Origin of the sequence: Pseudomonas sp. NPDC087336, assembly GCF_044744285.1 — a bacterium.
In the GTDB taxonomy this organism is placed as follows: domain Bacteria; phylum Pseudomonadota; class Gammaproteobacteria; order Pseudomonadales; family Pseudomonadaceae; genus Aquipseudomonas.
Genome location: NZ_JBIUYA010000005.1, coordinates 155,516 through 178,301, shown reverse-complemented (window position 1 = coordinate 178,301; position 22,786 = coordinate 155,516). Strand labels below are relative to the sequence as shown.

Below are 22,786 nucleotides of genomic sequence, written 5' to 3'. Positions count from 1 at the left end.
TCACTTCCAGAAGCGGAACGCGGAGCGTCCCTGGCGGCATTCCCACGCAGAGCATGGGAACGATCAGCGTACGGAGGGTCAATGGAAATCGCGGCTGCGCACAGTGATGCCGTCGAGCAGTGGGCTCAAGTCGCTCAAGCGCCCGGCAATCAAATGCCGCACCTCTCCCTCCTTCTCCCAGCGTCCATCGACCTTGAGCAACTGCGAGCCCACCAGCACCTGGCGCTGGCGCTCAGCCAGGTCGCGCCAGACCACCACATTGACGTTGCCGAACTCGTCTTCCAGGGTGACGAAGGTCACGCCACTGGCGGTGCTCGGGCGTTGTCGGCCGGTTACCAGCCCGGCGACGCTGACCGGTCGCCCGTGCTCCACCTCCAGCAACTCCTTCGAACTGCGGCAGCGCCGGGCTTTCAACTCACCACGCAACAAGGCCAGCGGATGCGGCCCGAGGGTGGTGCCGAGGCTGTTGTAATCGGCCAGCAGGTCCTCGCCGACCGTGGGTTTGGGCAGCGCCACCGCGCCTTCCTCCTGACGGGGCAGGCCGGCAAACAGGCCGAGCTGCTTTTGCACCCCCGCCACTTCCCAGCGTGCTCGATGCCGATCACCGGCCAGCCCCCGCAATGCACCGGCATCGGCCAGTTGTTCCTGGGCGCGGGCATCCAGGCATGCCCGTTCGCCAAGGTCAGCGATGTCGACAAAGGCGCCTTTCGAACGCACCGCCTCGATGCGCCGGGCATCGTCCTGGCGAAAGCCCTTGATCATGCGCAACCCCATGCGAATCGCCGGTTGCGCACCGGCAATCGGTTCGAGGCTGCAATCCCAGTCGCTGGCCCGCACGTCTACCGGACGAATCTGCAAATGGTGACGGCGCGCGTCCTGCAGGATCTGGTCCGGGCTGTAGAAACCCATGGGCCAGCTGTTGATCAGGGCACAGGCGAAGGCCGCCGGTTCGTGGCATTTCAACCAGCAACTGGCGTAGGTCAACAAGGCAAAACTGGCGGCATGGGATTCGGGAAAACCGTAGCTGCCAAAGCCTTTGATCTGCTCGAAGATCTGCGCGGCGAAATCGGCGGTGTAGCCTTTTTTCTTCATCCCGGCGGCCAGGCGATCCTTGTGGGGCTCCAGCCCACCATGGCGTTTCCAGGCCGCCATGGACCGGCGCAACTGATCGGCTTCGCCGGGGCTGTAGTCGGCGGCGACGATGGCGATCTGCATGACCTGCTCCTGGAACAGCGGCACGCCGAGGGTGCGCTTCAACACCTCGCGCAATTCTTCGGAGGGATAGCTTTCGAGCTCTTCCTTGTTTCGCCGACGCAGGTACGGGTGCACCATGCCACCCTGGATAGGACCGGGGCGAACGATGGCCACCTCGATCACCAGGTCATAGAACTCGCGGGGCTTGAGCCTGGGCAGCATCGACATCTGGGCCCGGGACTCGATCTGGAACACGCCGATGGTGTCGGCGCGGCCAATCATGTCGTAGGTCAACGGGTCTTCGGAGGGGATCGTCGCCAGGCTCAAGTCCAGGTTGCGATGACGGCGCAGCAAATCGAGACAACGACGAATCGCGCTGAGCATGCCTAATGCCAGGATATCCACCTTGAGCAGGCCGACCGCGTCCAGATCGTCCTTGTCCCACTGGATGATGGTGCGCTCGGCCATGGCTGCGTTTTCCACCGGCACCAGACTGTCCAGGGGATGCTCGGAAATCACGAAACCGCCGGGGTGCTGGGACAAGTGCCGGGGGAAACCGATCAATTGCCGGGTCAAGCTCAACACCCGACGCAGCACCGGGCTCTCGGGATCGAAACCGCCTTCACGCAGGCGCTCCACGGGCGGTGTTTCATCACTCCAGTGACCGCAGCAATCGGCCAGGGCATTGATCTGGTCCGGCGGCAACCCCAACGCCTTGGCCACATCACGCACGGCGCCGGCGGCATGATAGGTGCTGACCACCGCAGTCAATGCCGCGCGGGTCCGCCCATAGCGCTGGAACACGTACTGCAGGACTTCTTCGCGGCGTTCGTGCTCGAAGTCCACATCAATGTCCGGCGGTTCGTCGCGCTCCTTTGAGAGAAAGCGCTCGAACAACATGTTCATCCGGTCGGGGTCGATTTCGGTAATGCCCAAGGCGAAACACACCGCCGAGTTGGCCGCAGAACCTCGGCCCTGGCAGAGAATTTTTTCGCGCCGGGCGAAGGCGACGATGTCCTGGACGGTGAGGAAATAACTCTCATAGCCCAGTTCGGCGATCAGCCCCAGCTCCTTGTCGATCAGCCCACGGACCTTCTCGCTCGCACCCTGGGGCCATCGCTGGCGAATGCCACGCTCGGTCAATTCCCGGAGCCAGGACGCTGCGCTGTGGCCATCGGGCACCAGCTCCCGCGGGTACTGATAACGCAACTGGCCCAGGTCAAAGGTGCAGCGCCGGGCGATCTCCAGGGTTTCGTCGAGCAAGGCTGGCGGATAGAGCTCGCGCAACACATCGAGGCTGCGCAGGTGCCGTTCGCCGTTGGGGTGCAGGCGCAGCCCGGCATCTGCCACCGGCAAGTGATGACGGATCGCGGTCATGGTGTCCTGCAGGGCCCGGCGCCCGCGCGCATGCATGTGCACATCGCCGCTGGCCACCGCGGGTATCCGCAGTTCCCTGGCCAGCGCCAGGAGATCGTTCAGCCGCCGGGTATCATCCTGGCCGCGATGCAACTGGACCGCCAGCCACAGCCGCTCGGCGAAGGCCTGCTTCAACCAATGCCCCTGTTCGACGTCATTGACCGCGTCCGGTACCCACAGCGCCAGCAGCCCTGGCAACGCTTCGCCGAAGTCTTCGCGCAGCACTTGATACTGACCTTTTTGAGTACGACGTCGGGCTCGGGTGATCAGTCGGCACAGGGTCTGGTAACCCTCGAGGTTTTCCACCAGCAACACCAGTTTTGGGCCATTCTCGATGCGCATTTCACTGCCGATAATCAGTGGCAGCTCCACGGACTTCGCCGCTTGCCAGGCGCGGACGATACCGGCCAGGGTGCATTCGTCGGTGATCGCCAGGGCCTGGTAGCCCTGTTTTTTCGCCCGTTGAAACAACTCCAGGGCACTGGAAGCACCGCGCTGGAAACTGAAGTTCGACAGGCAGTGCAGCTCGGCATAGTCGGCGCTCATGCGAACCAGCCCTGCAGCCACAACGGACCACCCTCGCCCACTGCGCGGTAGGCCCAACCTTGCTGGCCGGCACGGGTTTCGATCAAGTAGTAATCACGGCGCACGTCATCACCGTCCCACCAACCGGACTCGATACGTTCCGGTCCCATGAGGATGCGCGTCGAGCCTTCGGGCACCGCCAGCGGCTCGGTCAGCAGCCAGCCCGGTCGCTGCACGGTCGGCAATCGCGCACCGGGCTGGCTGTCGGCACTGGCCTGCCACGCGCACTCGGGCCGGTGATCGGCCTGAAAGCGCAGGCCATGCACGGCGTCATCCCCCAGCCGTGCGCGCAGGCGTTCGCGCAGTTGCTCCCAGGGCAAGGTCTGCTGCGGGCGATCGTCGAACAATTCCTGAAATTGCGGGACGAAGCTCGGCAAGTCTTCGGCGCGCAGGCGAAAACCGCGCACCGGGGCCTCGACCTGGACTTGCTCCAGACGCCCCCGGGCCAGTTCGAACAGCATCGCCGGATCGCGCTCGGCGCTGAGCAGGCCGACCTTGATCAGCGTGTCCGGCAATCCGGCGTGCTCCAGGTGCAGGTCGAAACGCTGCACACCGCTGTCCCGACCGCACAGGAACGCCGACAGGTCCCCCGTCAGGCGGCGCAACGGAAACAGCAAGGCCTGATGGGATTGCACATCGAAATTGAGCTCGATGCGTACGTCGAAACGGTCCGGCGGCAGGTAGAATGCCAGCGCCAGACGTCGTGTACCCTGCAAGGCATCCAGGTGCATGAGCACTTGGGCCTCGAAACGCCGGGCCAGGCTATGCCGGGGCAACGCCTGCACCTGGCTCAAGGTGCGCAGGCCCATGCGCGATAGCGCCGTGGCGACGCTGGCCTGCAGCCCGATGCGGTCGACGGGCATTTGCCCCAGGTAATGCTGCAAGGCTTGCTCGTCGGGCACCACCAGGCCGTCATAGGCGTTGGCCAGCATCCGCGCCGCCACCGGATTGGGCGCGGCGACGATGCGGTGACGAAAGCCCAGTTCGCCGAGTTCGCTGCGCAGGCGTGCCTCCAATTGCGGCCAGGGGCCGAACAGCCCCAGGCTGGACTCGATTTCGAACACCAGCGCCCGCGGGTAATGCACGCTGACCTGGGAACTGAAGCGATAAGCCCAGGCGGCCAGGAATTGCTGCCAGTGTTCGATGTCGGCGACGTCGTACTCGGCGGTGGCAAAGCCCTTGCTCAAGGCCTGGGCGGCGCTCATCGACTGGCCGGGGCGCAGGCCCAGCGCCCGCGCCGGCCCGTTGACCGCCTGCAGCACCCGACGCTGGGCCGGGCCGGTCAGCAGCGCCAGCGGCTCCTGGGGGTCGGCGCGCTGACGCAGTACCGCGTCCAGCGCCAATTGCGGGAACAGAATACAGACCCAGCGCATGGCAACCTCAATGCCCCACGGCGAAGGCAATCGGTGCCGAGCGGGCCAATCCTCCGCGGCACTTGAGCACCCGCAATTGCGTGGGCTTGGCATCGATGGCGATGCGCAGGGCCGCGGGCGAAGGGTTGATCGCTTCGCTGAGCGAGCGATAGGCGAACGCCAGGGTCGAGCCGGTTTCCGCCGCCACCTGCAAGCGACGCAAGGCGCGGTCATCGGCCTTGTGCGGCCAGCACAGCACCGCGCCACAACTGCCCGAACGCAGGCATTGTTCCGCCGCCCACAACGCATCGCGCTCGCTGGCCTGGATGATCGACAACTGGCGCAGATCGACCCCGGCGTTTTGCCAGGCCTGGGGGTATGGCACGCAGGGCGGCGCCACCAGCACGATGCGCTCGCCCGCCGCCGATAGCCGCGCCAGCGCCGGCCACACCAGTTGCAACTCGCCCACGCCCTGCCCGGCCAGGAGGATTTCCGTCAGCGCCGCCTCCGGCCAGCCGCCCGTGGGCAGCGCCGCATCCAGTGCGGCATGCCCGGTGGGTTGCGGGCTGACGGCCGGCGGCGCAGGCCGGCCTCTCCAGACCTGGCCGCCATTGAACAGCGTATCCAGCGCGACGACGGCACCCATCAGCCTTGCCTCACCAGGCCGCAGAACACCCCTTCGATGGCCAGGTCCCGGTCGGCTTCGACGATGATCGGTTGATAGGCCGGGTTGCGCGGCAACAGGCGAACCCGTTCGCCGACCCGCTCGAAGCGCTTGATGGTGACTTCGCCGTCGAGCCGCGCCACGACGATCTGGCCATTGACGGCCTCGGGGCTGCGGTGCACGCCCACCAGGTCGCCATCGAGAATGCCGTCCTCGATCATCGAGTCGCCGCGAACCCGCAGCATGTAGTCCGGCACCCGCGAGAACATCGACGGATCGAGCAGCAAGCGGCTATGGATCTCGGCATCGGCACCGATCGGCGCACCGGCCGCCACCCGGCCGAGCACCGGGATGTCCAGCAGTTCGGGGCGCGGCGGCTGCCCGAGCACGCGGATGCCCCGGGCCTGATGCGGGTTGACCTCGATAAATCCGGCTTCGGTCAGTGCCAGCACATGCTTGCGCGCCACGCTGCGGGAGGCGAAACCGAACGCCTCGCTGATTTCAGCGAGGCTCGGGGACTGACCGTGTTCGGCGATGCGTTCGCGGATGAAGGTCAGGATGGCGGTACGGCGGGGAGTTAATGTCGTCATGGAGTACATTTGTACTCTTTCCGCAATTTCCTGGCAAGCACCGCCAATCAATTCAAACCGCGGGACACCAGAAACGCCGCAATGTAATCGATAAACGCCAACACCTTGGCCGTGGCCCGCCGATGGCTCGGGTACACCGCCAGGATGTGCGGGCCGAAGCTGTCCGGGTCGATGTCATAGTCGGCCATCACCCGCACCAGCCGTCCGTCCGCGATGTACGGTGCCGCGCTCCACAACGGCGTATGCAGCAACCCCCGCCCGGCCAGTGCATTGGCCAGCAACAAGTTGTAGTTATCGCTGCGCAAGCGTGGCGACTGAGGCTGCGGCAGGCTCAACCGCTGGCCGTCACGCTCGGCCCACCAGAACTCGCGACTGAGCAATGGATGGCGATACAGCAACCATTCGTGCTCATCGAGGGTCTGCGGGGTGACCGGCAGCCCCTTGCGCGCCAGGTAGTGCGGGCTGGCGCACAGTGCCAGGCGATTGCTGCCGACCACACGGGCGATCAGCCCCGGCAAGTCGTCATGGCCTTCGCGCAAGGCCAGGTCGTAGCCGCTCTCCAGCAGATTGACGAAGTCATCGCACAGGTCCACTTGCAGGTTGATCTGCGGGTATTGCTCAAGAAAACCGCCACACACCTGATCGAGAAAGGCCTGCCCATAGGCCAGCGGCGCGGTGATTTTCAGGCTGCCACGCAAACCATGCTGCAACTGCTCGATTTCCTCACCGGCCTCGTCCAGTCGCTGCAACACCTGGCGCGCGGTTTCCAGGTAGAGCCGCCCCGACTCCGTCAGAGCAATTCGCCGGGTACTGCGCTCGAATAAACGCGCGCCAAGTTCCGCCTCCAGGTGATTGACCGCTTTGGTCAGGGCCGACGGGGTCTTGCCCAATTGCTCGGCGGCGCGGCTGAAGCTACCCAGTTGCGCCGTGACCACGAACATTTTCAGTGCACCCAGCTTGTCCATTCCTTTTCCATTCAGGCAAAAACGTTTTTCGTGAGTGTGGCGTTCTGCCAACCACGGCAAGTCACTAATCTGACCATCAGACGCAATAACAAGGAAACACTCAATGAAAAGATTCATCCCGAATCTGTTGATGCTGGCCGTCAGTTTTGCCTCGTTGGAAGCCATGGCGGCGACTGACCTGGTGCTGTTCAATGGCAAGATCTTCACCGCCGACCGCAACCAGCCCAAGGTCCAGGCGCTCGCGGTGCAGGATGGCAAAGTGCTGCAAGTGGGCAGCGATGCACAGATCAAGGCCCTGATCGATTCGGCCACCCAGGTCATCGACCTGGGTGGCAAGACCCTGATGCCCGGCTTGATCGACAGCCACTCCCACGCGATTTTCGGCGGCCTGGAAATGAGCTCGGCCAACATGGAAGATGAGGTGGTCGACCTGGACGAGCTGGAAAAACGCCTGCTGGCCTGGCGTGAAGACGGCAAGGCCAGGCACGGCGACGTCCTGAGCGTGGCCGGCATGAGTTCGGCCTACTGGGCGCAGGCCCACGACCTGGGCAGGACATTCAACAGCGGCGAATGGGCCGAGGTGCCCGTGGTGTTCATCGGCAGCGACCATCACACGGCCTGGGTCAACAACGTGATGCTCAAACGCGCAGGCATCGATGCCGCGCTGCTGAAAATCCTGCCGGACGCCGAGAAAGACACCATTGGCAAACTCGCCGACGGCAGCCCCAACGGCTTCCTCGTGGACGCCGGCTGGGATCGGGTCGCCTCGAAAATGCCCTCGCCGAGTGCCGCCGACCTGCTCAAGGCGGCGCAAACCGCCGTGAGCTACAACAACAGCCTCGGCATCACCGCGTGGATGGACCCCGCTGCCAACGCCGCGCCGGGCGAGCCGGTGTTTGCAATGAAGCCCACGGAGAAAACCGTCGGCGTGCTGCCGACGTACAAGGCGTTGGCCGAGAGTGGTGGCATGACCGCCCACGTCGCCGCACTGTTGGTGGCCAATTCGAAAAGCGCGCCCGCCGACCTCGACACTCTGGACAAGGTCCGCCAACAGTTCCAGGGCATCCCCAACCTGACGCTGCCCGGCATCAAGATCTTCGCCGACGGCGTGATCGAATACCCGGCCCAGAGCGCCGCGATGATCGACCCTTACACCAACTCGCACAAACCGGGCGAACTGTTGATCGATCCGAAACACTTCGGCGAGCTGGTCAGCGCCATCGATCAGCGCGGCTGGCTGGTGCACATCCATGCCATCGGCGACCGCGCGGTACGCGAATCGCTGAACGGCATCGCCCAGGCGCGCAAGGACCGACAGAGCGGCGTGCCCCACTCCATCACGCACTTGCAGATCGTCAATCCGAAAGAGTTCGCCCGCTTCAAACCGCTCGACGTCATCGCCTCGATGCAACTGCTCTGGGCCAGCGCCGACGATTACACCACCGACATGATCAAGCCTTACGTCAGTGCCCTGGCGTTCCGTTACCAATACCCGGCGCACTCGTTGCTCAAACAGGGCGCGACCATCGCCGGGGCCAGTGACTGGGCGGTGTCTTCGCCCAACCCGTGGAACGCCATGGCCCAGGCCATCACCCGGGAAGGTCCGCTAGGGGTACTCAACGCCGATGAACGCATCGACCGCGAAACCATGTTCTACGCCTACACCCTCAATGCGGCACGCACCATTGGCCTGGACAAACAGATCGGCTCGCTGAGCGCCGGTAAGCAGGCTGACTTCATCGTGGTCGACCGTGATGTGTTCAGCGTCGATGAGAAAGCCCTGCACGACACTCAAGTGCTGCAGACCTGGTTCGCCGGTCGGCAGGTCTACGCGCCAACCCTCTGATAAAAACTGCCCCCCCTGCCCGACCCCGTGTTTTTTTTCAACACGGGGCACGGCGCAGCCTTCCCCGATTTCTGCCCATAACAATCACAATAGCGGGACGTACCCCCATGAAAGCTTTCACCCTGTTCGCCCTCAGTTCCTTGAGTCTGCTGCCTTTGTGCAGCCAGGCCATGCCCTTGAACGATGATTTCGCCCTGCTGCTGGACGTGACCCTGGCCAGCGACTACCGCACCCGCGGCATCTCGCAGACCCAGAACGACCCGGCACTGCAAGCCGGCGCGACCCTGGCCCACAGCAGCGGCCTGTACCTGGGCGCATGGACTTCCAACGTCGACTTTGGCGGTGGCCTGAAAACCCGCCAGGAGGTCGACTACTACGCCGGCTGGTTGTGGCAGGCCACCGATGACGTCAGCCTCGACGTGGGCTACCTCAAATATGCTTACCCGAAAGAAAGCCAGTTCAACCAGAGCGAGGCCTACGGCATTCTCAGCGTCTACGGGGTGAAACTCGGGGCCTATTACTCCGCCGATGCGCCGGGTATCGATAGCAAGCAGAACTCGCTCTACAGCTATGTCGGTTACGAAACCGTATTGCCCTACGACGTCGGCCTGAAACTGCGTTACGGCGACATGGACTTCAAGGATCCACACCTGTACTCACGCTCAGGTGAGGCTCAAGACTCGTACCGTGAGTGGGAGATCAAGCTGACCCACGAACTGGCGGGCGTGCTGCTGGGCCTGAGCTACATCGACACCGACCTGTCGAAGAGCCAGTGTGCCAGCAACTGGGGCTTCGACGATGTGTGCAGCGCAACGGTAGTGGCGAGCGTCAGCAAATCCTTCTGAGTTCCCACTCTGTAGGAATCGGCTTGCTGGCGATTTGGCCTTTGAATCTTGCGCTGAATTTCAGATTGCCTTCGCTGGCAAGCCAGCTCCTACAAGGACGCAGGCAACCACACTATTGGATGCGGCACCGATCAATTGTAGGAGCTGGCTTGCCAGCGAAAGCGGCATTCCATTCACCGAGTAAGCCCGGCGAGATAGGCCCACGGATAAATCCCCCGCTCATGCCCATCGCTGAACACCAACTGCAACCCATACCCCTGCGAATTCACCTCGATCAGCCGGACGCGGGCGTCGACCAACGGCGTCATCCCGCGCAAGCGAAACGCCCGGCACTGCGAACACGGGCACTGGCGGCGCAACTCGGCATGGTCCAGCCACTGCTCGCGGCCATCCGGCCAGTTCAAGCGCAGCTGCTGCCGGCCGCGGGAGTTGCCCACTGCCACCGGGTTCATTGCAGCTGACTCAGGGCAATGCGCACCGCCTTGCGCACTTCCGGATCACCATCGTCTTGCGCGGCCTGCAGCGGTGCGATGGCGCCTTTTTCATTCAATTCGCCGAGGGCCAGGGCGGCTTCCTTGCGCAGGTTGCTGATGTGGTGACCGAGGGTTTCGATCAGCGCGTCTAGTGCCTGGGCGTAACGCAAGCGGCCAAGGCTGCGGGTGGCGCGCAGGCGGACTTGCCAGTAATCGTCGCTCAAGGCCTGGACCAATGCCGGGCCGGCGTCGATATGGCCGACCTTGCCCAGGGTGGTGGCGGCTTCCTCGCGCACTTGCCAGGCCTGGTCCTGCAAGGCCTGGCGCAGGGCCGGCAGCACCTGTGCGTCAGAGGCCAGGCCGAGTGCTCCGGTGGCGGCGCGGCGCACTTCGGTGTCCGGGTCGGCCCTGGCTAGCCGCGCCAGGGCCGGCAAGGCGTCGAGTTGTTTGAGCCAACCCAGCACGCCGACGGCTTCACGGCGGACATTGGCCTCCTGATCGCTCAATGCAACCAGCGCCGCCGGGGCCGCCTGCGGGTAGCGCAACTCGCGCAAGGCCCTGAACGCGGCGATGCGCACGCCGATGTCGGCATGCCCGGTCCACGGCAGGATCACCCCGCCCGCCGCTTCGCTCTTGAGCAGGCTGAGGCTTTGCGCGGCGGCGGCTTGCACCGCTGCGCATGGATCGGTCAGCGCCTGGCACAACGCCTCGACCACAGGCGTGTCTTCCCAGGCTTCGAGCAACCGCGCGGCTTCGGCACGGACGTCTTCGGCCGGGTCCCCGGCCAGTCGGTTGACCAGCCACAGCAGGCCGTCCGGCTCTTCCAGGTCGGCCAGTTCGATCAGGGCGATGCGGCGCACGCCGGCATCGTCGTCAGTCAGGCGTGGTTGCAGGGCAAGAATGTCATCGTTATCGGTTACATCGAATAGTGAGGTCATAGGGCAAATCGCGGCAGTTTGTTTTCTGGGGGAAGTCCGAGAGGGTTCAGGCGTGGCAGCTGCCGACCGTCTTCGTGACGCAGGAGTTCGAGGCAGTGACGTTTCAAGCGGGAAAATTCGTGGCTGGTCACCCGTTCGGTGGTGCGTGGGCGAGGGAAATCCAGGCGCAGGTCTTCGATGATCCGACCGGGGCGCGTGCTCATCACCAGCAAGCGATCGGCGAGGAACAGCGCCTCGTCGATGTCATGGGTGACGAACACCACGGTGGTGCGAATGCGCGTCCAGATGTCCAGCAGCAGTTCCTGCATGTTCAAGCGGGTCAGGGCATCAAGAGCACCAAAGGGCTCGTCCATCAGCAACAAACGCGGGCGATTGACCAGCACCCGGGCGATCTCCACCCGTTGTTGCATGCCACCGGACAACTGATCCGGCCAGCGCTCGGCGAAGCCTTCAAGGCCCACCAGGGCAAGGATTTCATCGGCGGCCTCGTGGCGTTCGGTTTTACCGATGCCGCGCATTTTCAGGCCGAACGCAACGTTGTCGCGCACCGTGCGCCAGGGCAATAGTGTGTGCTGCTGAAACACCATGCCGCGTTGCGGCGACGGCCCGGACACCGCCGCGCCATCAACCTTGAGGCTGCCAGCGCGTGGTTGCAGGTGGCCGGCCAGCGCGCCAAGCAAGGTGGACTTGCCGCAACCGGACGGCCCGAGGATGCACACGAACTGCCCCGGTTCGATCTGGCAATCGATGCCCTGCACCGCTTCAAAAGCGGCACTGCCCTCGCCCAGGCTGATCGACAAACCGCGGATATCGATCCGCCCTTCAGGCTGTTGAAACACACTCATCAGGCTTTTCCTCGTGGTCGATGCCAGGGCGTGAATACACCGCCCAGGCGTTTGATCAGCAGGCTGCTGCCCATCCCGAGTATTCCGATCAGCAACATGCCGACCACAATGTCGGGGTAGTTCTGGATGGTGTAGGACTCCCAGGTGTAATAGCCGATGCCGTATTGGCCGGAGATCATCTCGGCGGTCACCAGGCAAAACCACGACGTGCCCATGCCGATGGAAAGGCCGGTGATGATGCTCGGTGCGGCCCCCGGCACAATGACTTCCAGCAGCATCGCCCGTCGCCCTGCCCCGAGGCTTTTCGCCGAGGCGATCAGCCGTGGATCGACGCCTTCGACACCGTGCACGGTATTGAGCAGGATCGGGAACAAGGCGCCCGTAAAGGTGATGAAGACCATCGACAGCTCGGACGAGGGGAACATCAGGATCGCCAGGGGAATCCAGGCCACGGCGGGGATTGGGCGCAGCACTTCCAGCGGTGGCAGCAACAGGTCTTCGGCCCATTTCGAGCGGCCGATGGCCAGGCCCAGTGCAACGCCGATGACCAGCGCCGCGAGGTAACCGGCGAAGACCCGACTGAGGCTGCTGCCAAGGTGCCGGGCGAGCTTGCCGGAGTCACCCAGGCCCAGCGCCGCTTCAATCACGGCAAGCGGGGTCGGGACGTTGGCGAAGGTCACCAGGCCCAGGTTCCAGTGGTGGCTGGCGGCGAGTTGCCAGAACAAAAGGCAGAGCAGCAAGGAGGCGGCTCTGGGTATCCAGCGTGCAAACATGTATCACCTCTGATCGTTCCCACGCTCTGCGTGGGAATGCATCCCGTGACGCTCTGCGTCACATTCAAAAGCGGAACGCGGAGCGTCCCTGGCGGCATTCCCACGCAGAGCGTGGGAACGATCCCGAACTCAACGGCTCGCTAAGGCCTGCGCCGTGGCATCCGTGAAGTCGAACACCTTGCCGCCCTGGGCCGTGGCGAATTGCTGGGCCTGGCCCTTGAGCAGGAACGCACTCAGTTGCCCCTTGGCATCACTGGCAAACCATGCCTGGTCGGCCAGCAACTTGATCCCGCTGTCACTGGCCTGGGCATACACCGCGCGGATGTTCTTGCCTTCCTGCTTCAACACGGCCAACGCGGTGAAGGCTGCTTGCGCCGAGGCGTATTGGCGGACTTTCGGTTCGCCGCGCACCCAGATCTCGGCCACGTGGCTGAAGTCGGTGATGGCCTGGCCACTGGCTGCATCGACGGCCTTGAGCGGTGTTTGCTGGTAATTCGCCAACTGCGCGCTGTAGTCCAGGTTGGACGCCTTGAACGCGGCGCGAATGTACTGGTCGTCGATGAAGGTATTCAGGTCGAGACCGCGATCGGCCTTCTTCAACAACTTGAGGGTGTCGATGGCGGTGCCGACGGCCTGGCGATATTCCGGTTTCCAGGTCAGGTCGCGGGTCTGCACACCGAGCGGGCCGTGGAACAGGTAGTTGACCTCGGCATCGACCCCGGTGACCTTGGCGATCAGCTCGCTGTACTTCTCGGGCTCGGCGGCAAGCAGCTGGTTGGCCTCGATGCTTGCGCGCAGATAGGCGACGACGATTTCCGGGTATTTCTTCGCATAGGCCTGGTCTACCAGCGCACCGTGGAAGGTTGGCGCGCCCGCCTGGGAACCGTCGTAGATCTTGCGCGCGAACCCGCGGCTCGGGAACAGTTCGGCGAACGGCACGAAGTCGGCATGAGCGTCGATCTTGCCGGCCTGCAACGCGGAACCGGCGACTTCCGGTGGCTGCGCAATGATGTTCACGTCCTTGAGCAGGTCCCAGCCCTGGGCCGCCACAGCGCGCAGCAACATGCCGTGGGCGGTGGACGCGAACGGTACGGAAATGGTCTTGCCCTTGAGCTCGGCCAGTGATTGCACGCCCGATGCGCTCGGCACCACGATGCCGTTGCCACTGCCCTTGGTGCTGCCCGACAGCACGCTGATGAACAGGCTGTGCTTGCCGGCGGTTTCAAACGCCACGCCGTTGAACGCACCAGGGAAATCGGCCATGGCGCCGAAATCGAGTTTGCCGGCGACCATCTCATTGGTCAGTGGCGCGCCACTGGTGAAGTTCTTCCACTGCACCTCGTATTTGGCGTCCTTGTAGGGGCCGTCGTGGGGCAGGTATTTGTCCAGCAGGCCCAGTTCGCGGATCAACAGGCCGCCGGCGGCACAGTTGATGGTGGTGTCCTGGGTGCCGATGGCAATGCGGATGGTCTCCGCCTGCGCCGACAGGGTGAATGAAGCCAGTACCAGACCGGCCAAAGCTGCACGCAACATCATGAGTGTTTCCCCTCGAATCATTTATTGGATGTTCGTCTCCGCCACGATCAGGGCGTGGTGGGAAACGAGGGGTGTCTTGAAGCAAGCGTCCGGGGGTTACCGGGTGGCGTTGTGGGTTGTTCGGACTGGCCTCATCGCGAGCAAGCTCGCTCCCACAGGTTTTTCTGGTGTACGCAGAACTTGCGACTGGCCTCGATCCACTGTGGGAGCGAGCTTGCTCCGGGTGGCGTTCCGACGATGGCGTCCTGTCATTCAGCGCAATAAGTAAGGGATATCGACTTTCACCGCTCCGGTCGGGCAGTCCTTTTCACACGGCATGCAGTACCAGCACTCATCGAAAGCCATGTAGGCCTTTTGCGTGACCGGGTTGATCGCCAGCAAGTCCATCGGGCAGACGTCGACGCACACGGTGCAGCCCTTGTGGGCGATGCACAGGTCTTCATCGACTGTGACCGGCGCGTTGGAGCGGAAGAAGATTTCCTGGGGTTGATAGGCCATTTTCAGTCTCTCTATTGTTGACGGCTTCAAGCCGCATCGGCACCGACCCGCAACCGGTCGTAGGCCTGCATTTCATCGGCGTCCAGCGGGATGATGTAAGGCTCGACGGCTTTCTTGAAACTGGTCATCAAGCCGTTTTCGCCCTTCTTCAGGTGGCAATGGCAGAACCAGTCGCTGTCGTTGCGTTGCGGGTGGTCGACCCGGTAGTGGTAAAGCCCCCAGCGACTTTCGGCGCGGAACAGCGAAGCGCGTGCGGCCATTTCGGCGCAATCGCGGATCATGCTGACTTCCATGGCGCGCATCAGTTCGTGGGCGTTGTGGGCCTTGATCTGGTCGAGGTCACGCTGGATGTCGCTGAAACGTTGCAGGCCGATCTGCATCTTCCTGGTCACTTTCGGCGGCTGCAGGTAGTCGTTGACGAAGCGCCGCAGCTTGTACTCGACCTGGGCCGGCGGCAGCCCGTGTTCGCGGTCCAGCGGTGCGTAGACTCGCTGTTTTTCGATGTCGATCTGCTCGGCATTCAGTGCTGAAAACTCGCGTCCGGCGACAAAGTCTGCCGCGTTGGTGCCGGCAAACCAGCCGTAGGTGAACGCACCGAGCATGTAGTTGTGCGGCACCGCGGCCATGTCCCCCGCCGAATACAGGCCCTTGACCGAGGTCTCGGCCTTCTCGTTGACCCACACTCCCGACGCCGAATGTCCGCTGCAAAAGCCGATTTCGGAGATGTGCATCTCGACCATCTGCGTGCGGTAATCGGTGCCGCGATTGGCGTGGAACTGACCGCGACTCGGCCGCTCGTTGCTGTGCAGGATCTCTTCGATGTTCTGGATGGTTTCTTCGGCCAGGTGATCAAGCTTGAGGAACACCGGGCCGTTGCCGCTTTCCAGCTCCTGGTGGAACTCCCACATCATCTGGCCGCTCCAGTAGTCGCACTCGATGAAGCGCTCGCCCTTGTTGTTGGCGGTGTAGCCACCCAGGGGCCCCGTGACATAGGCGCAGGCCGGGCCGTTGTAGTCCTTGATCAGCGGGTTGATCTGGAAGCATTCCAGGTTCGCCAGTTCAGCTCCTGCGTGATAGGCCATGGCATAACCGTCGCCGGCATTGGTCGGGTTTTCGTAGGTGCCCATCAGGTAACCCGAGGACGGCAACCCCAGGCGCCCGGCGGCGCCGCAGGCGAGGATCACGGCCTTGGCCTTGATCACATGGAAGTCGGCCGTGCGGCAATCGAAGCCCATCACGCCGTTGACCGCCCCCTCCTCGTCCTTGAGCAAACGGGTGCAGACCAGGCGATTGGTGATGCTGACCCGCGCCCGTTTCAACTGACGGTACAGGACCTTCTTGATGTCGTGGCCTTCCGGCATCGGCAGCACGTAGGCGCCCATGTGGTGGACCTTTTTCACCGCGTAGTCGCCGGTCTCGTCCTTCTCGAACTTCACGCCCCAGCGGTCCAGCTGTTCGATAGTCTCGAAGCTGTGGGTCGCGTAGGCATACACCGCGGCCTGATTGACGATGCCGTCGTTGGCGATGGTGATTTCCTTGGTGTATTGCTCCGGCGTGGAGTGGCCGGGAATGATCGCGTTGTTCAGGCCGTCCATGCCCATGCTGATCGCGCCGCTGCGCTTGACGTTGGCCTTGTCGATCAACAACACCCGCAGGTCGCGGTTGCGTTCCCTGGCCTTGATCGCCGCCATGGGGCCGGCGGTACCGCCGCCGATCACGACGATGTCGTATTCCTGTTCAAGAGTCGTTCGGGTCATGCCTGCGCCACTTTTTGCCGGTCGATCCGCAAGCGGTACTGGAAGGCATCGCCACGGTAGTAAAGGTGTTCAAAGTCCACTGGGCGGCCTTCGGCGTCGTGGGTCAGGCGCTCGATGCGCATGATCGGCGAGCCGGCCTCGACGTTCAGCGCCTGGGTCAAGTCGCTGTCCGCCAGTACCGCGTCGATGGCCAGGTCGGCGTGACCGAGGGCCAGGCCGCAGTCGTTTTCCAGGATCAGGAAAATGTCGCGGGTCACCAGATCGGCCTTCTCCAGGCGCTCGCCAAGGGCTTTGGGCAGGTAGGTGATTTCCAGGGAAATCGGCTCGCGGTTGATCAGGCGAACCCGCTTGATCTGCGCCACGGTCTCGCCTTCGGCGACCTGCAGGCGTTCGGACACCAGCTTGTCGGCGGCGATGAACTTGAAGCTGCGCAAGCGGTTGATCACCTCATAGCCGCGCCCGGTCATGGACTCGGCCAGGCCTTGCAAGGTGCTGACGTTCTGGAAGGTTTTCGGCTTGGCGACGAAGGTACCCTTGCCGTGGATCTTGAAGATCAGCCCTTCCTTCTGCAGATCGCCGAGGGCCTGGCGCACGGTGATGCGACTGACCTTGAACAGCGCGCCGAGCTCGCTTTCGGAAGGCATCTGGCTGTCCTGCGGATATTCACCGTCGAGGATGCGCGCACGCAACACATCGCGCAGCTGGGTGTGCAGAGGTACGCTACTGAGAGATAGAACGTTATCGGTCATGAAGATCACTTGTCATAACGAGTTATGACGTGATCTTAGAGTTCTAAAACCTGCCTTGAGAAATACTGTTTGGGCATAAGGTTAGATGCGTCGGCCTACCTGACACACCGCAGCGCGCGGCTCCCGCGGCTTACCTGTAGGAGCGAGGCTTGCCCGCGAAGAACGGTAACGCAGTGCAACAGACACACCGCAGCACCTGGGTCGCCGGCAAGCCTGGCTCCTACAGGCGAACCGGGTTCAACCGACGTTAGTCTGCGAACGCAGTGCCCGCAGGTCCAATCGACCATCTTTCAGCGGCGGGCACCAGTAGTAGCCACCGGTAATAGGCCGGCTGATGCGGTACAAACCGTCGGTGATTCCGTCTTCCAGCCCGCTCATGCGCCGCAGCTGCACTTCGAAGGCATCGAGGGAAAAACCGAAGGCCAGGAACATCAACCCGGCGCGTTCGCCTTCGATCCAGGGCATCGAGCGGCGAACCACGAACGCCTCAGGGGCAAAGCTCTCCTGGGCGGTGCGTTTGACGTGGGCAGAGATCGGCGCGTCGTCGAGTTCTTCGTTATCGCTCAGGCGGCGGCCCATGATGTTATCCGTCTCATGGGACGGCATCGCACGAAAGCCCTTGAGGTCGTGCTGCCATTGCTGGAGCGCGGCGAAGCTGCCGCCCACCATGCCCTCGGCGCCCTCACCCACCAGCGCGGCGGCCGCGGCGGCTTCGTCACGGGGATTTTCAGTGCCGTCTTCGTAGCCGGTCAGGTCATGGCCGTCACGGTGACGGAAACCCTCGGTCACTTGCACCAGGCGCAGGGCCGGGGCCAAAGCCGCCTCGAAAGCGTTGCTGCGGTTAAGCAGTTCGCCACGGTCGACCCCGTGCAACCAGCACCAGAGCGCCTGTTGCGTCGACGGGTTGTCGACGCCGACACCGGTCAGCGCCGGAAAAGCCCGCAAGCCTTCGATATGTCCGTCGAGAGCCTTGACCAGAGACTCACCGAAGCCGACCACTGCCGATTTGCCATCCACCAGTTGCGCAAGCTTGTCCAGCGCGGCCGGGAGTGCCGCGGCCGATTCCAGGGCGAAGAACATGTGACGAGCGAGAGGCGGAACAGGGGTGGCGAGAATGCCCGGCTGGTAGTGACTCATGTGAACTCCTTATGAAAGAGCGCGAAGTTTAACCCCGACATCGGCCATTGTGTGTTCCCAGGTCAAAAGATCGCGTTTCACCCAACGCCGATTGCGGTCTACGCTTGAAGCACAACAGCCACACCTTCACCCCTCTATTCTGCCCATCAGCGCTCGATTGCAGTTAAAAAAAACCATCAACAAGGCGTATAACCCTTGAACTGGATTCTTCAACGGCTAGCCATACGCGCACGGCTGACATTACACACGGGGTAGCGACATGACGACCGCACAGATTCTTGGCAACCTGTTTCCCGACGCCGGCAGCATCCCGGAAAAATACCGTCTCGACGGCCAGGTCGAACAACGTGAGTACCTGGTCGACGGCGTGTTGAAAACCTGGCCTGGTCCCCTCGCCCAGGTCCGCAGCCCGGTGTACCTGAGTGGCCCTGGCGGCGACGAACAAGTCATTCTCGGCAGCACGCCGCTGCTGGATGCCGCCACCGCCTTGACCGCCCTCGATGCCGCCGTGCGCGCCTATGATCGCGGCCAGGGTTTGTGGCCGACCATTCGCGTGGCCGAGCGCATCCAGCACGTCGAAACCTTCCTCGGGCACATGCGTGAACAGCGCGAGGCCGTGGTCAAGTTGCTGATGTGGGAAATCGGCAAGAACCTCAAGGATTCAGAAAAAGAGTTCGACCGCACCTGCGATTACATCGTCGACACCATCAATGCCCTGAAAGAACTCGACCGTCGCTCCAGCCGCTTCGAACTGGAACAGGACACCCTCGGCCAGATCCGTCGCGTACCGCTGGGCGTGGCGCTGTGCATGGGCCCCTACAACTATCCGCTGAACGAAACCTTCACCACGCTGATCCCGGCGCTGATCATGGGCAACACCGTGGTGTTCAAGCCGGCCAAGCTTGGCGTGCTGTTGATCCGCCCATTGCTGGAGGCCTTCCGCGACAGCTTCCCGGCCGGGGTGATCAACGTGATCTATGGCAGCGGGCGCGAGACGGTCAGTGCGCTGATGGCCAGCGGCAACATCGACATCTTCGCCTTTATCGGCACCAACAAGGCCGCCAGCGACCTGAAGAAATTGCACCCGCGCCCTCATCGCTTGCGCGCGGCACTGGGCCTGGATGCGAAAAACCCCGGCATCGTTCTGCCGGAAGTGGATCTGGACAATGCGGTGACTGAAGCGCTCACCGGCTCCCTGTCATTCAACGGCCAGCGCTGCACTGCCCTGAAGATCCTGTTTGTCCACGAAGACGTGGTCGAAGCCTTCATCGAAAAATTCAACGCCAAACTGACCACGCTCAAACCCGGCATGCCGTGGGACAGCGGTGTGGCGCTGACGCCGCTGCCGGAGTCGGGCAAGGTCGATTACCTGCACTCACTGGTGGCCGATGCCGTGGGCAAAGGTGCGAAAGTGGTCAACCCCCATGGCGGTGAGGCTCGCGCGTCGTTCTTCTACCCCGCAGTGCTGTACCCGGTGACGCCGCAGATGCGAGTCTACCAGGAAGAACAATTCGGCCCGGTGGTGCCGATCGTGCCGTATCGTCACCTGGACACGGTGATCGACTACGTCCTCGAATCGGACTTCGGCCAGCAACTGAGCATCTTCGGCACCAATCCGGTGGCGGTCGGAAGGCTGGTCGACACCTTCGCCAACCAGGTCGGGCGCATCAACCTCAATGCCCAGTGTCAGCGCGGCCCGGACACCTACCCCTTCAACGGCCGGAAAAACTCCGCCGAGGGCACCTTGTCGGTGCATGACGCGTTGCGGGTGTTTTCGATCCGCACGCTGGTGGCGACCAAGTTCCAGGAGACCAACAAGGATCTCATCAGCGAGATCATCAGTGGCCGCAGCTCGAGCTTCCTGACCACTGACTACATCTTCTGAGGAGAGCCGACCTGAGCGCATCCACGGCTCTTCGCCTGCCACCGCTACTACGCCGGTTACTGCGTCCGCTGCTGGACCCGTACCGGCGCTATCGCCACGCGCGGATGATCCATGCGATGCGCGTGTCGCTCGGGTTGCTGGCGACGATCCTGCTGACCACCGGCATCCACCCTTCGCCCTGCCGCTCTACGCGGTCTATTCCTGGCGCCGCTGGCCAACATCGGCCAGATGCGCCAGCGCTTGGCCAAGACCGCGCCGCGCTGGAACATCTGAAGCGCCTTACGGGGTGACGGTCCGCCGAAACTTCAGGCTCCAGCCCTGTTGCATGCCGGCAGCCGCCAGCAGGATCGCCGCCACCCCGATCCATTGCAGCGGTTCCAGGTGATGGCCGAAGGCAAACCAGTCGACGAAGATCGCCGCGATCGGGTAGATGAACGACAGCGCGCCGGTCAGCGCGGTTGGCAGTTTCTGAATCGCGCCATACAGCAACACATACATCACGCCCGTATGCACGATGCCCAAGGTGACCAGGCTACCCCAGGCACTCGGTTCCTGCGGCAGGGCCGAAAAGTGCGCGAATGGCGCGAGCAGCACCACACCGGTGCTGACCTGTACCAACGCGATCAGATGCGGCGGCGTACCGGTCAGGCGCTTGATGATCAACGCGGCGATCGCGTAGAGGAACGCAGCACCCAAGGCCAGAACGATACCAATCAGGTACTCGTTACCGCTCTCGCCCTCCCCGCCATGTGCACTGACAATCGCCAGCATTCCGAGAAACGAAACGCCCAGCCAGGCCAGTTTCTGCAGGGTAATTTTCTCGTTGAGAAACACCGCCGCCAGCCCCACCAGCATGAACGGTTGCACGTTATACACCGCGGTACCGATGGCAATCGAGGCGCGGGAATAGGAGGCGAACAACAGCACCCAGTTGCCGACGATCGCCACTGCGCTGAGCACCGCCAACAGGAAAGTGGTGCGGGTCAGGATGCCAGGGCGAAGGAAGCCGAACGCCGCGCAAATCAGCAGCAGCGCACCGGCCCCGAACAGGCAGCGCCAGAACACCACGTCCAGCACCGGTTGCCCGGACACCAGCACGAACCAGCCGATGGTCCCGGAGATCAGCATGGCGGCGGTCATTTCGAACGAGCCGCGACGTATCGAGTTGTCCATCATCAGACTCCTGTGGTTGATGGGCAAAGTATGCCAATCCACCGGGACGCTTCTCCAGCACAAAAATCAGGCTAAACTCGAAATCTGCCTTTAATGCGAAGGCGATTTTGCTTAATTGCCTAATAGGGGTTTTGCCATGACCGATGACATCGACCAAGTGCTGATCACCGCCTTGATGGAAGACTCGCGACGTTCGCTCAAGGCCCTGGCGCAAATCAGCGGCCTGTCCTCGCCCAGCGTGGCCGAGCGCCTGCGTCGTCTCGAAGAGCGCGGTGTACTCAAGGGCTACACCGTGGAAATCGACCCGAAATGCTTCGGCTATCAACTCCAGGCCATCGTGCGCGTTCGCCCGTTGCCCGGCCAGTTGCAGGAAGTGGAGCGGCAGATCATGGCGATTCCCGAGTTCACCGAATGCGACAAGGTCACCGGTGACGACTGCTTCATCGCCCGCCTGCACGTGCGTTCGATGGAACAACTGGACACCCTGCTCGACCGCCTCAACACCCACGCCGAAACCAACACCGCCATCGTCAAGAAAACCCCGGTCAAGCGGCGCTTGCCGCCAATGGCATAGCCGACGCTCGATTTGCCAAGAATAAAAAAACCCGCCGAAGCGGGTTTTTTCAATCATGGCTGGCGATCAATCATCGCGACTCATGATGCCAAACAGCTGCAACAAGCTGACGAACAGGTTGTAGATCGATACATACAGGCTGATGGTGGCCATGATGTAGTTGCGCTCGCCGCCGTGGATGATGGCGCTGGTCTGGAACAGGATGCAGACCGAGGAGAACAGCACGAAGCCCGCGCTGATCGCCAGTTGCAGGCCGCTGATCTGGAAGAAGAAGCTGGCAACCACCGCACCCAGCAACACGAAGAAACCCGCAGTGATGAAGCCACTGAGGAAACTCATGTCCTTGCGCGAGATCAGCACATAGGCCGACAGGCCGCCAAACACCAGTGCTGTCATGGCAAAGGCCGAGCTGACCACTTCAGCGCCGCCCTGCATGCCCAGGTAACGGTTGAGGATCGGGCCGAGCAGGAAACCCATGAAACCGGTCAGGGCAAAGGCCGACACCAGGCCCCAGGCGGAGTCACGGAGTTTGTTGGTCAGGAAGAAAAGGCCGTAGAAGCCGATCAGTACCACGAAAATGTTCGGGTAGCCGACACGCATCTGCTGGGCAACGTACGCCATCACACCACTGAAGGCGAGCGTCAGTGCCAGCAAGCCATATGTGTTGCGCAGGACGCGGCTAACCTCTAGCTGCTCAGCCTGCACGCTGTTATTCACTGCGTAATCCTGTTCGCGCATGGCGACACTCCTGTTGGTTTGAAACGTTCAGTCGCAAAGATCATAACAGACGCCCTGTAACAAGCTATGCAGAGAGTTTGACAGTGTGTTTCATTCAGGTATTATGGCGCCCGCAACACAAACGGAGGTGTGGCCGAGTGGTTTAAGGCAACGGTCTTGAAAACCGTCGACTGTAACAGGTCCATGAGTTCGAATCCCATCGCCTCCGCCATCTTTATACGACAAAGCCCTGATTATTCAGGGCTTTGTCGTT

20 protein-coding genes, 1 tRNA gene and 1 pseudogene are annotated in these 22,786 nt (G+C 62.8%); 6 read left to right on the top strand and 16 right to left on the bottom strand.

All coding sequences use genetic code 11. The features are described 5' to 3' along the window. Positions 1–78: 78 nt before the first annotated feature. From ACIO0C_RS07210 to ACIO0C_RS07190, 5 genes are read right to left on the bottom strand one after another with little or no spacing between them, the layout of a single operon-like run. Positions 79–3,177 carry an error-prone DNA polymerase gene (locus ACIO0C_RS07210; RefSeq protein ID WP_401309628.1) on the bottom strand — a complete coding sequence of 1,033 codons (3,099 nt, stop codon included), beginning with the start codon at positions 3,175–3,177 and terminating at the stop codon, positions 79–81. Beyond that, complete coding sequence (locus ACIO0C_RS07205) at positions 3,153–4,568, bottom strand: Y-family DNA polymerase (RefSeq protein WP_401309625.1); 1,416 nt, start codon at positions 4,566–4,568, stop codon at positions 3,153–3,155. Before ACIO0C_RS07205 ends, ACIO0C_RS07210 begins: the two co-directional genes overlap by 25 nt. A gap of 7 nt (positions 4,569–4,575) precedes the next feature. Beyond that, on the bottom strand, positions 4,576–5,193 hold the full coding sequence (gene imuA, locus ACIO0C_RS07200; RefSeq protein WP_401309622.1) for a translesion DNA synthesis-associated protein ImuA: 618 nt from the start codon (positions 5,191–5,193) through the stop codon (positions 4,576–4,578). Beyond that, complete coding sequence (gene lexA, locus ACIO0C_RS07195) at positions 5,193–5,810, bottom strand: transcriptional repressor LexA (RefSeq protein WP_401309620.1); 618 nt, start codon at positions 5,808–5,810, stop codon at positions 5,193–5,195. Before lexA ends, imuA begins: the two co-directional genes overlap by 1 nt. Positions 5,811–5,848: 38 nt before the next feature. Next, positions 5,849–6,766: a LysR substrate-binding domain-containing protein gene (locus ACIO0C_RS07190; RefSeq protein WP_401309617.1), complete on the bottom strand. Its 918-nt coding sequence runs from the start codon at positions 6,764–6,766 to the stop codon at positions 5,849–5,851. A gap of 103 nt (positions 6,767–6,869) precedes the next feature. Here ACIO0C_RS07190 and ACIO0C_RS07185 point away from each other — a divergent pair, with 103 nt between their 5' ends. Beyond that, positions 6,870–8,612 (top strand): amidohydrolase, encoded by a 1,743-nt coding sequence (locus tag ACIO0C_RS07185; RefSeq protein WP_401309614.1) that lies wholly within the window; start codon positions 6,870–6,872, stop codon positions 8,610–8,612. A gap of 107 nt (positions 8,613–8,719) precedes the next feature. Further along, the gene (locus ACIO0C_RS07180) at positions 8,720–9,457 is read left to right on the top strand and encodes a TorF family putative porin (RefSeq protein ID WP_401309611.1); all 738 of its coding nucleotides are present in this window, start codon (positions 8,720–8,722) and stop codon (positions 9,455–9,457) included. A 173-nt stretch (positions 9,458–9,630) separates the two neighbouring features. Here ACIO0C_RS07180 and ACIO0C_RS07175 read toward each other — a convergent pair whose 3' ends face one another. The 9 genes from ACIO0C_RS07175 to ACIO0C_RS07135 form a co-directional block, all read right to left on the bottom strand. Beyond that, a complete protein-coding gene (locus tag ACIO0C_RS07175; RefSeq protein WP_401309609.1) occupies positions 9,631–9,909 on the bottom strand; it encodes a DUF971 domain-containing protein in 279 nt (92 codons plus the stop codon). Further along, a complete protein-coding gene (locus ACIO0C_RS07170; protein WP_401309607.1) occupies positions 9,906–10,868 on the bottom strand; it encodes a HEAT repeat domain-containing protein in 963 nt (320 codons plus the stop codon). The genes ACIO0C_RS07175 and ACIO0C_RS07170 overlap by 4 nt, the downstream gene beginning before the upstream one ends. Next, the gene (locus ACIO0C_RS07165; RefSeq protein ID WP_401309604.1) at positions 10,865–11,713 is read right to left on the bottom strand and encodes an ABC transporter ATP-binding protein; all 849 of its coding nucleotides are present in this window, start codon (positions 11,711–11,713) and stop codon (positions 10,865–10,867) included. Before ACIO0C_RS07165 ends, ACIO0C_RS07170 begins: the two co-directional genes overlap by 4 nt. Further along, positions 11,713–12,486 (bottom strand): ABC transporter permease, encoded by a 774-nt coding sequence (locus ACIO0C_RS07160; protein ID WP_401309602.1) that lies wholly within the window; start codon positions 12,484–12,486, stop codon positions 11,713–11,715. The genes ACIO0C_RS07165 and ACIO0C_RS07160 overlap by 1 nt, the downstream gene beginning before the upstream one ends. Before the next feature lie 129 nt (positions 12,487–12,615). Then, positions 12,616–14,022 carry an ABC transporter substrate-binding protein gene (locus ACIO0C_RS07155; protein ID WP_401309599.1) on the bottom strand — a complete coding sequence of 469 codons (1,407 nt, stop codon included), beginning with the start codon at positions 14,020–14,022 and terminating at the stop codon, positions 12,616–12,618. A 252-nt stretch (positions 14,023–14,274) separates the two neighbouring features. Further along, the gene (locus ACIO0C_RS07150) at positions 14,275–14,520 is read right to left on the bottom strand and encodes a ferredoxin family protein (RefSeq protein WP_401309596.1); all 246 of its coding nucleotides are present in this window, start codon (positions 14,518–14,520) and stop codon (positions 14,275–14,277) included. A 26-nt stretch (positions 14,521–14,546) separates the two neighbouring features. After that, positions 14,547–16,277: a fumarate reductase/succinate dehydrogenase flavoprotein subunit gene (locus ACIO0C_RS07145; RefSeq protein ID WP_401309594.1), complete on the bottom strand. Its 1,731-nt coding sequence runs from the start codon at positions 16,275–16,277 to the stop codon at positions 14,547–14,549. Continuing rightward, the gene (locus ACIO0C_RS07140; protein ID WP_401309591.1) at positions 16,274–17,026 is read right to left on the bottom strand and encodes a GntR family transcriptional regulator; all 753 of its coding nucleotides are present in this window, start codon (positions 17,024–17,026) and stop codon (positions 16,274–16,276) included. The genes ACIO0C_RS07145 and ACIO0C_RS07140 overlap by 4 nt, the downstream gene beginning before the upstream one ends. Positions 17,027–17,263: 237 nt before the next feature. Beyond that, positions 17,264–18,163: a Dyp-type peroxidase gene (locus tag ACIO0C_RS07135; RefSeq protein WP_401309588.1), complete on the bottom strand. Its 900-nt coding sequence runs from the start codon at positions 18,161–18,163 to the stop codon at positions 17,264–17,266. 259 nt (positions 18,164–18,422) lie between these two features. Between ACIO0C_RS07135 and ACIO0C_RS07130 the strand changes: the two genes are divergently transcribed. Together ACIO0C_RS07130 and ACIO0C_RS07125 are read left to right on the top strand one after the other, a co-directional pair. After that, positions 18,423–20,048, top strand: coding sequence for an NADP-dependent glyceraldehyde-3-phosphate dehydrogenase (locus ACIO0C_RS07130; RefSeq protein ID WP_401309585.1), 1,626 nt, complete (start codon positions 18,423–18,425; stop codon positions 20,046–20,048). Between the two features lie 68 nt (positions 20,049–20,116). Further along, positions 20,117–20,218, top strand: a pseudogene (locus ACIO0C_RS07125) (FUSC family protein); the annotation flags it as partial. 109 nt (positions 20,219–20,327) lie between these two features. Here ACIO0C_RS07125 and ACIO0C_RS07120 read toward each other — a convergent pair. After that, on the bottom strand, positions 20,328–21,221 hold the full coding sequence (locus tag ACIO0C_RS07120) for a DMT family transporter (RefSeq protein ID WP_401309582.1): 894 nt from the start codon (positions 21,219–21,221) through the stop codon (positions 20,328–20,330). A gap of 136 nt (positions 21,222–21,357) precedes the next feature. Between ACIO0C_RS07120 and ACIO0C_RS07115 the strand changes: the two genes are divergently transcribed. Then, positions 21,358–21,795: an Lrp/AsnC family transcriptional regulator gene (locus ACIO0C_RS07115; protein ID WP_272602465.1), complete on the top strand. Its 438-nt coding sequence runs from the start codon at positions 21,358–21,360 to the stop codon at positions 21,793–21,795. A 66-nt stretch (positions 21,796–21,861) separates the two neighbouring features. On the opposite strand, the gene ACIO0C_RS07110 is transcribed toward ACIO0C_RS07115, so the two are convergent. Further along, complete coding sequence (locus tag ACIO0C_RS07110; RefSeq protein ID WP_045057637.1) at positions 21,862–22,533, bottom strand: Bax inhibitor-1/YccA family protein; 672 nt, start codon at positions 22,531–22,533, stop codon at positions 21,862–21,864. A gap of 123 nt (positions 22,534–22,656) precedes the next feature. Between ACIO0C_RS07110 and ACIO0C_RS07105 the strand changes: the two genes are divergently transcribed. After that, a tRNA-Ser gene (locus tag ACIO0C_RS07105) sits at positions 22,657–22,744 on the top strand. Positions 22,745–22,786 lie beyond the last annotated feature (42 nt).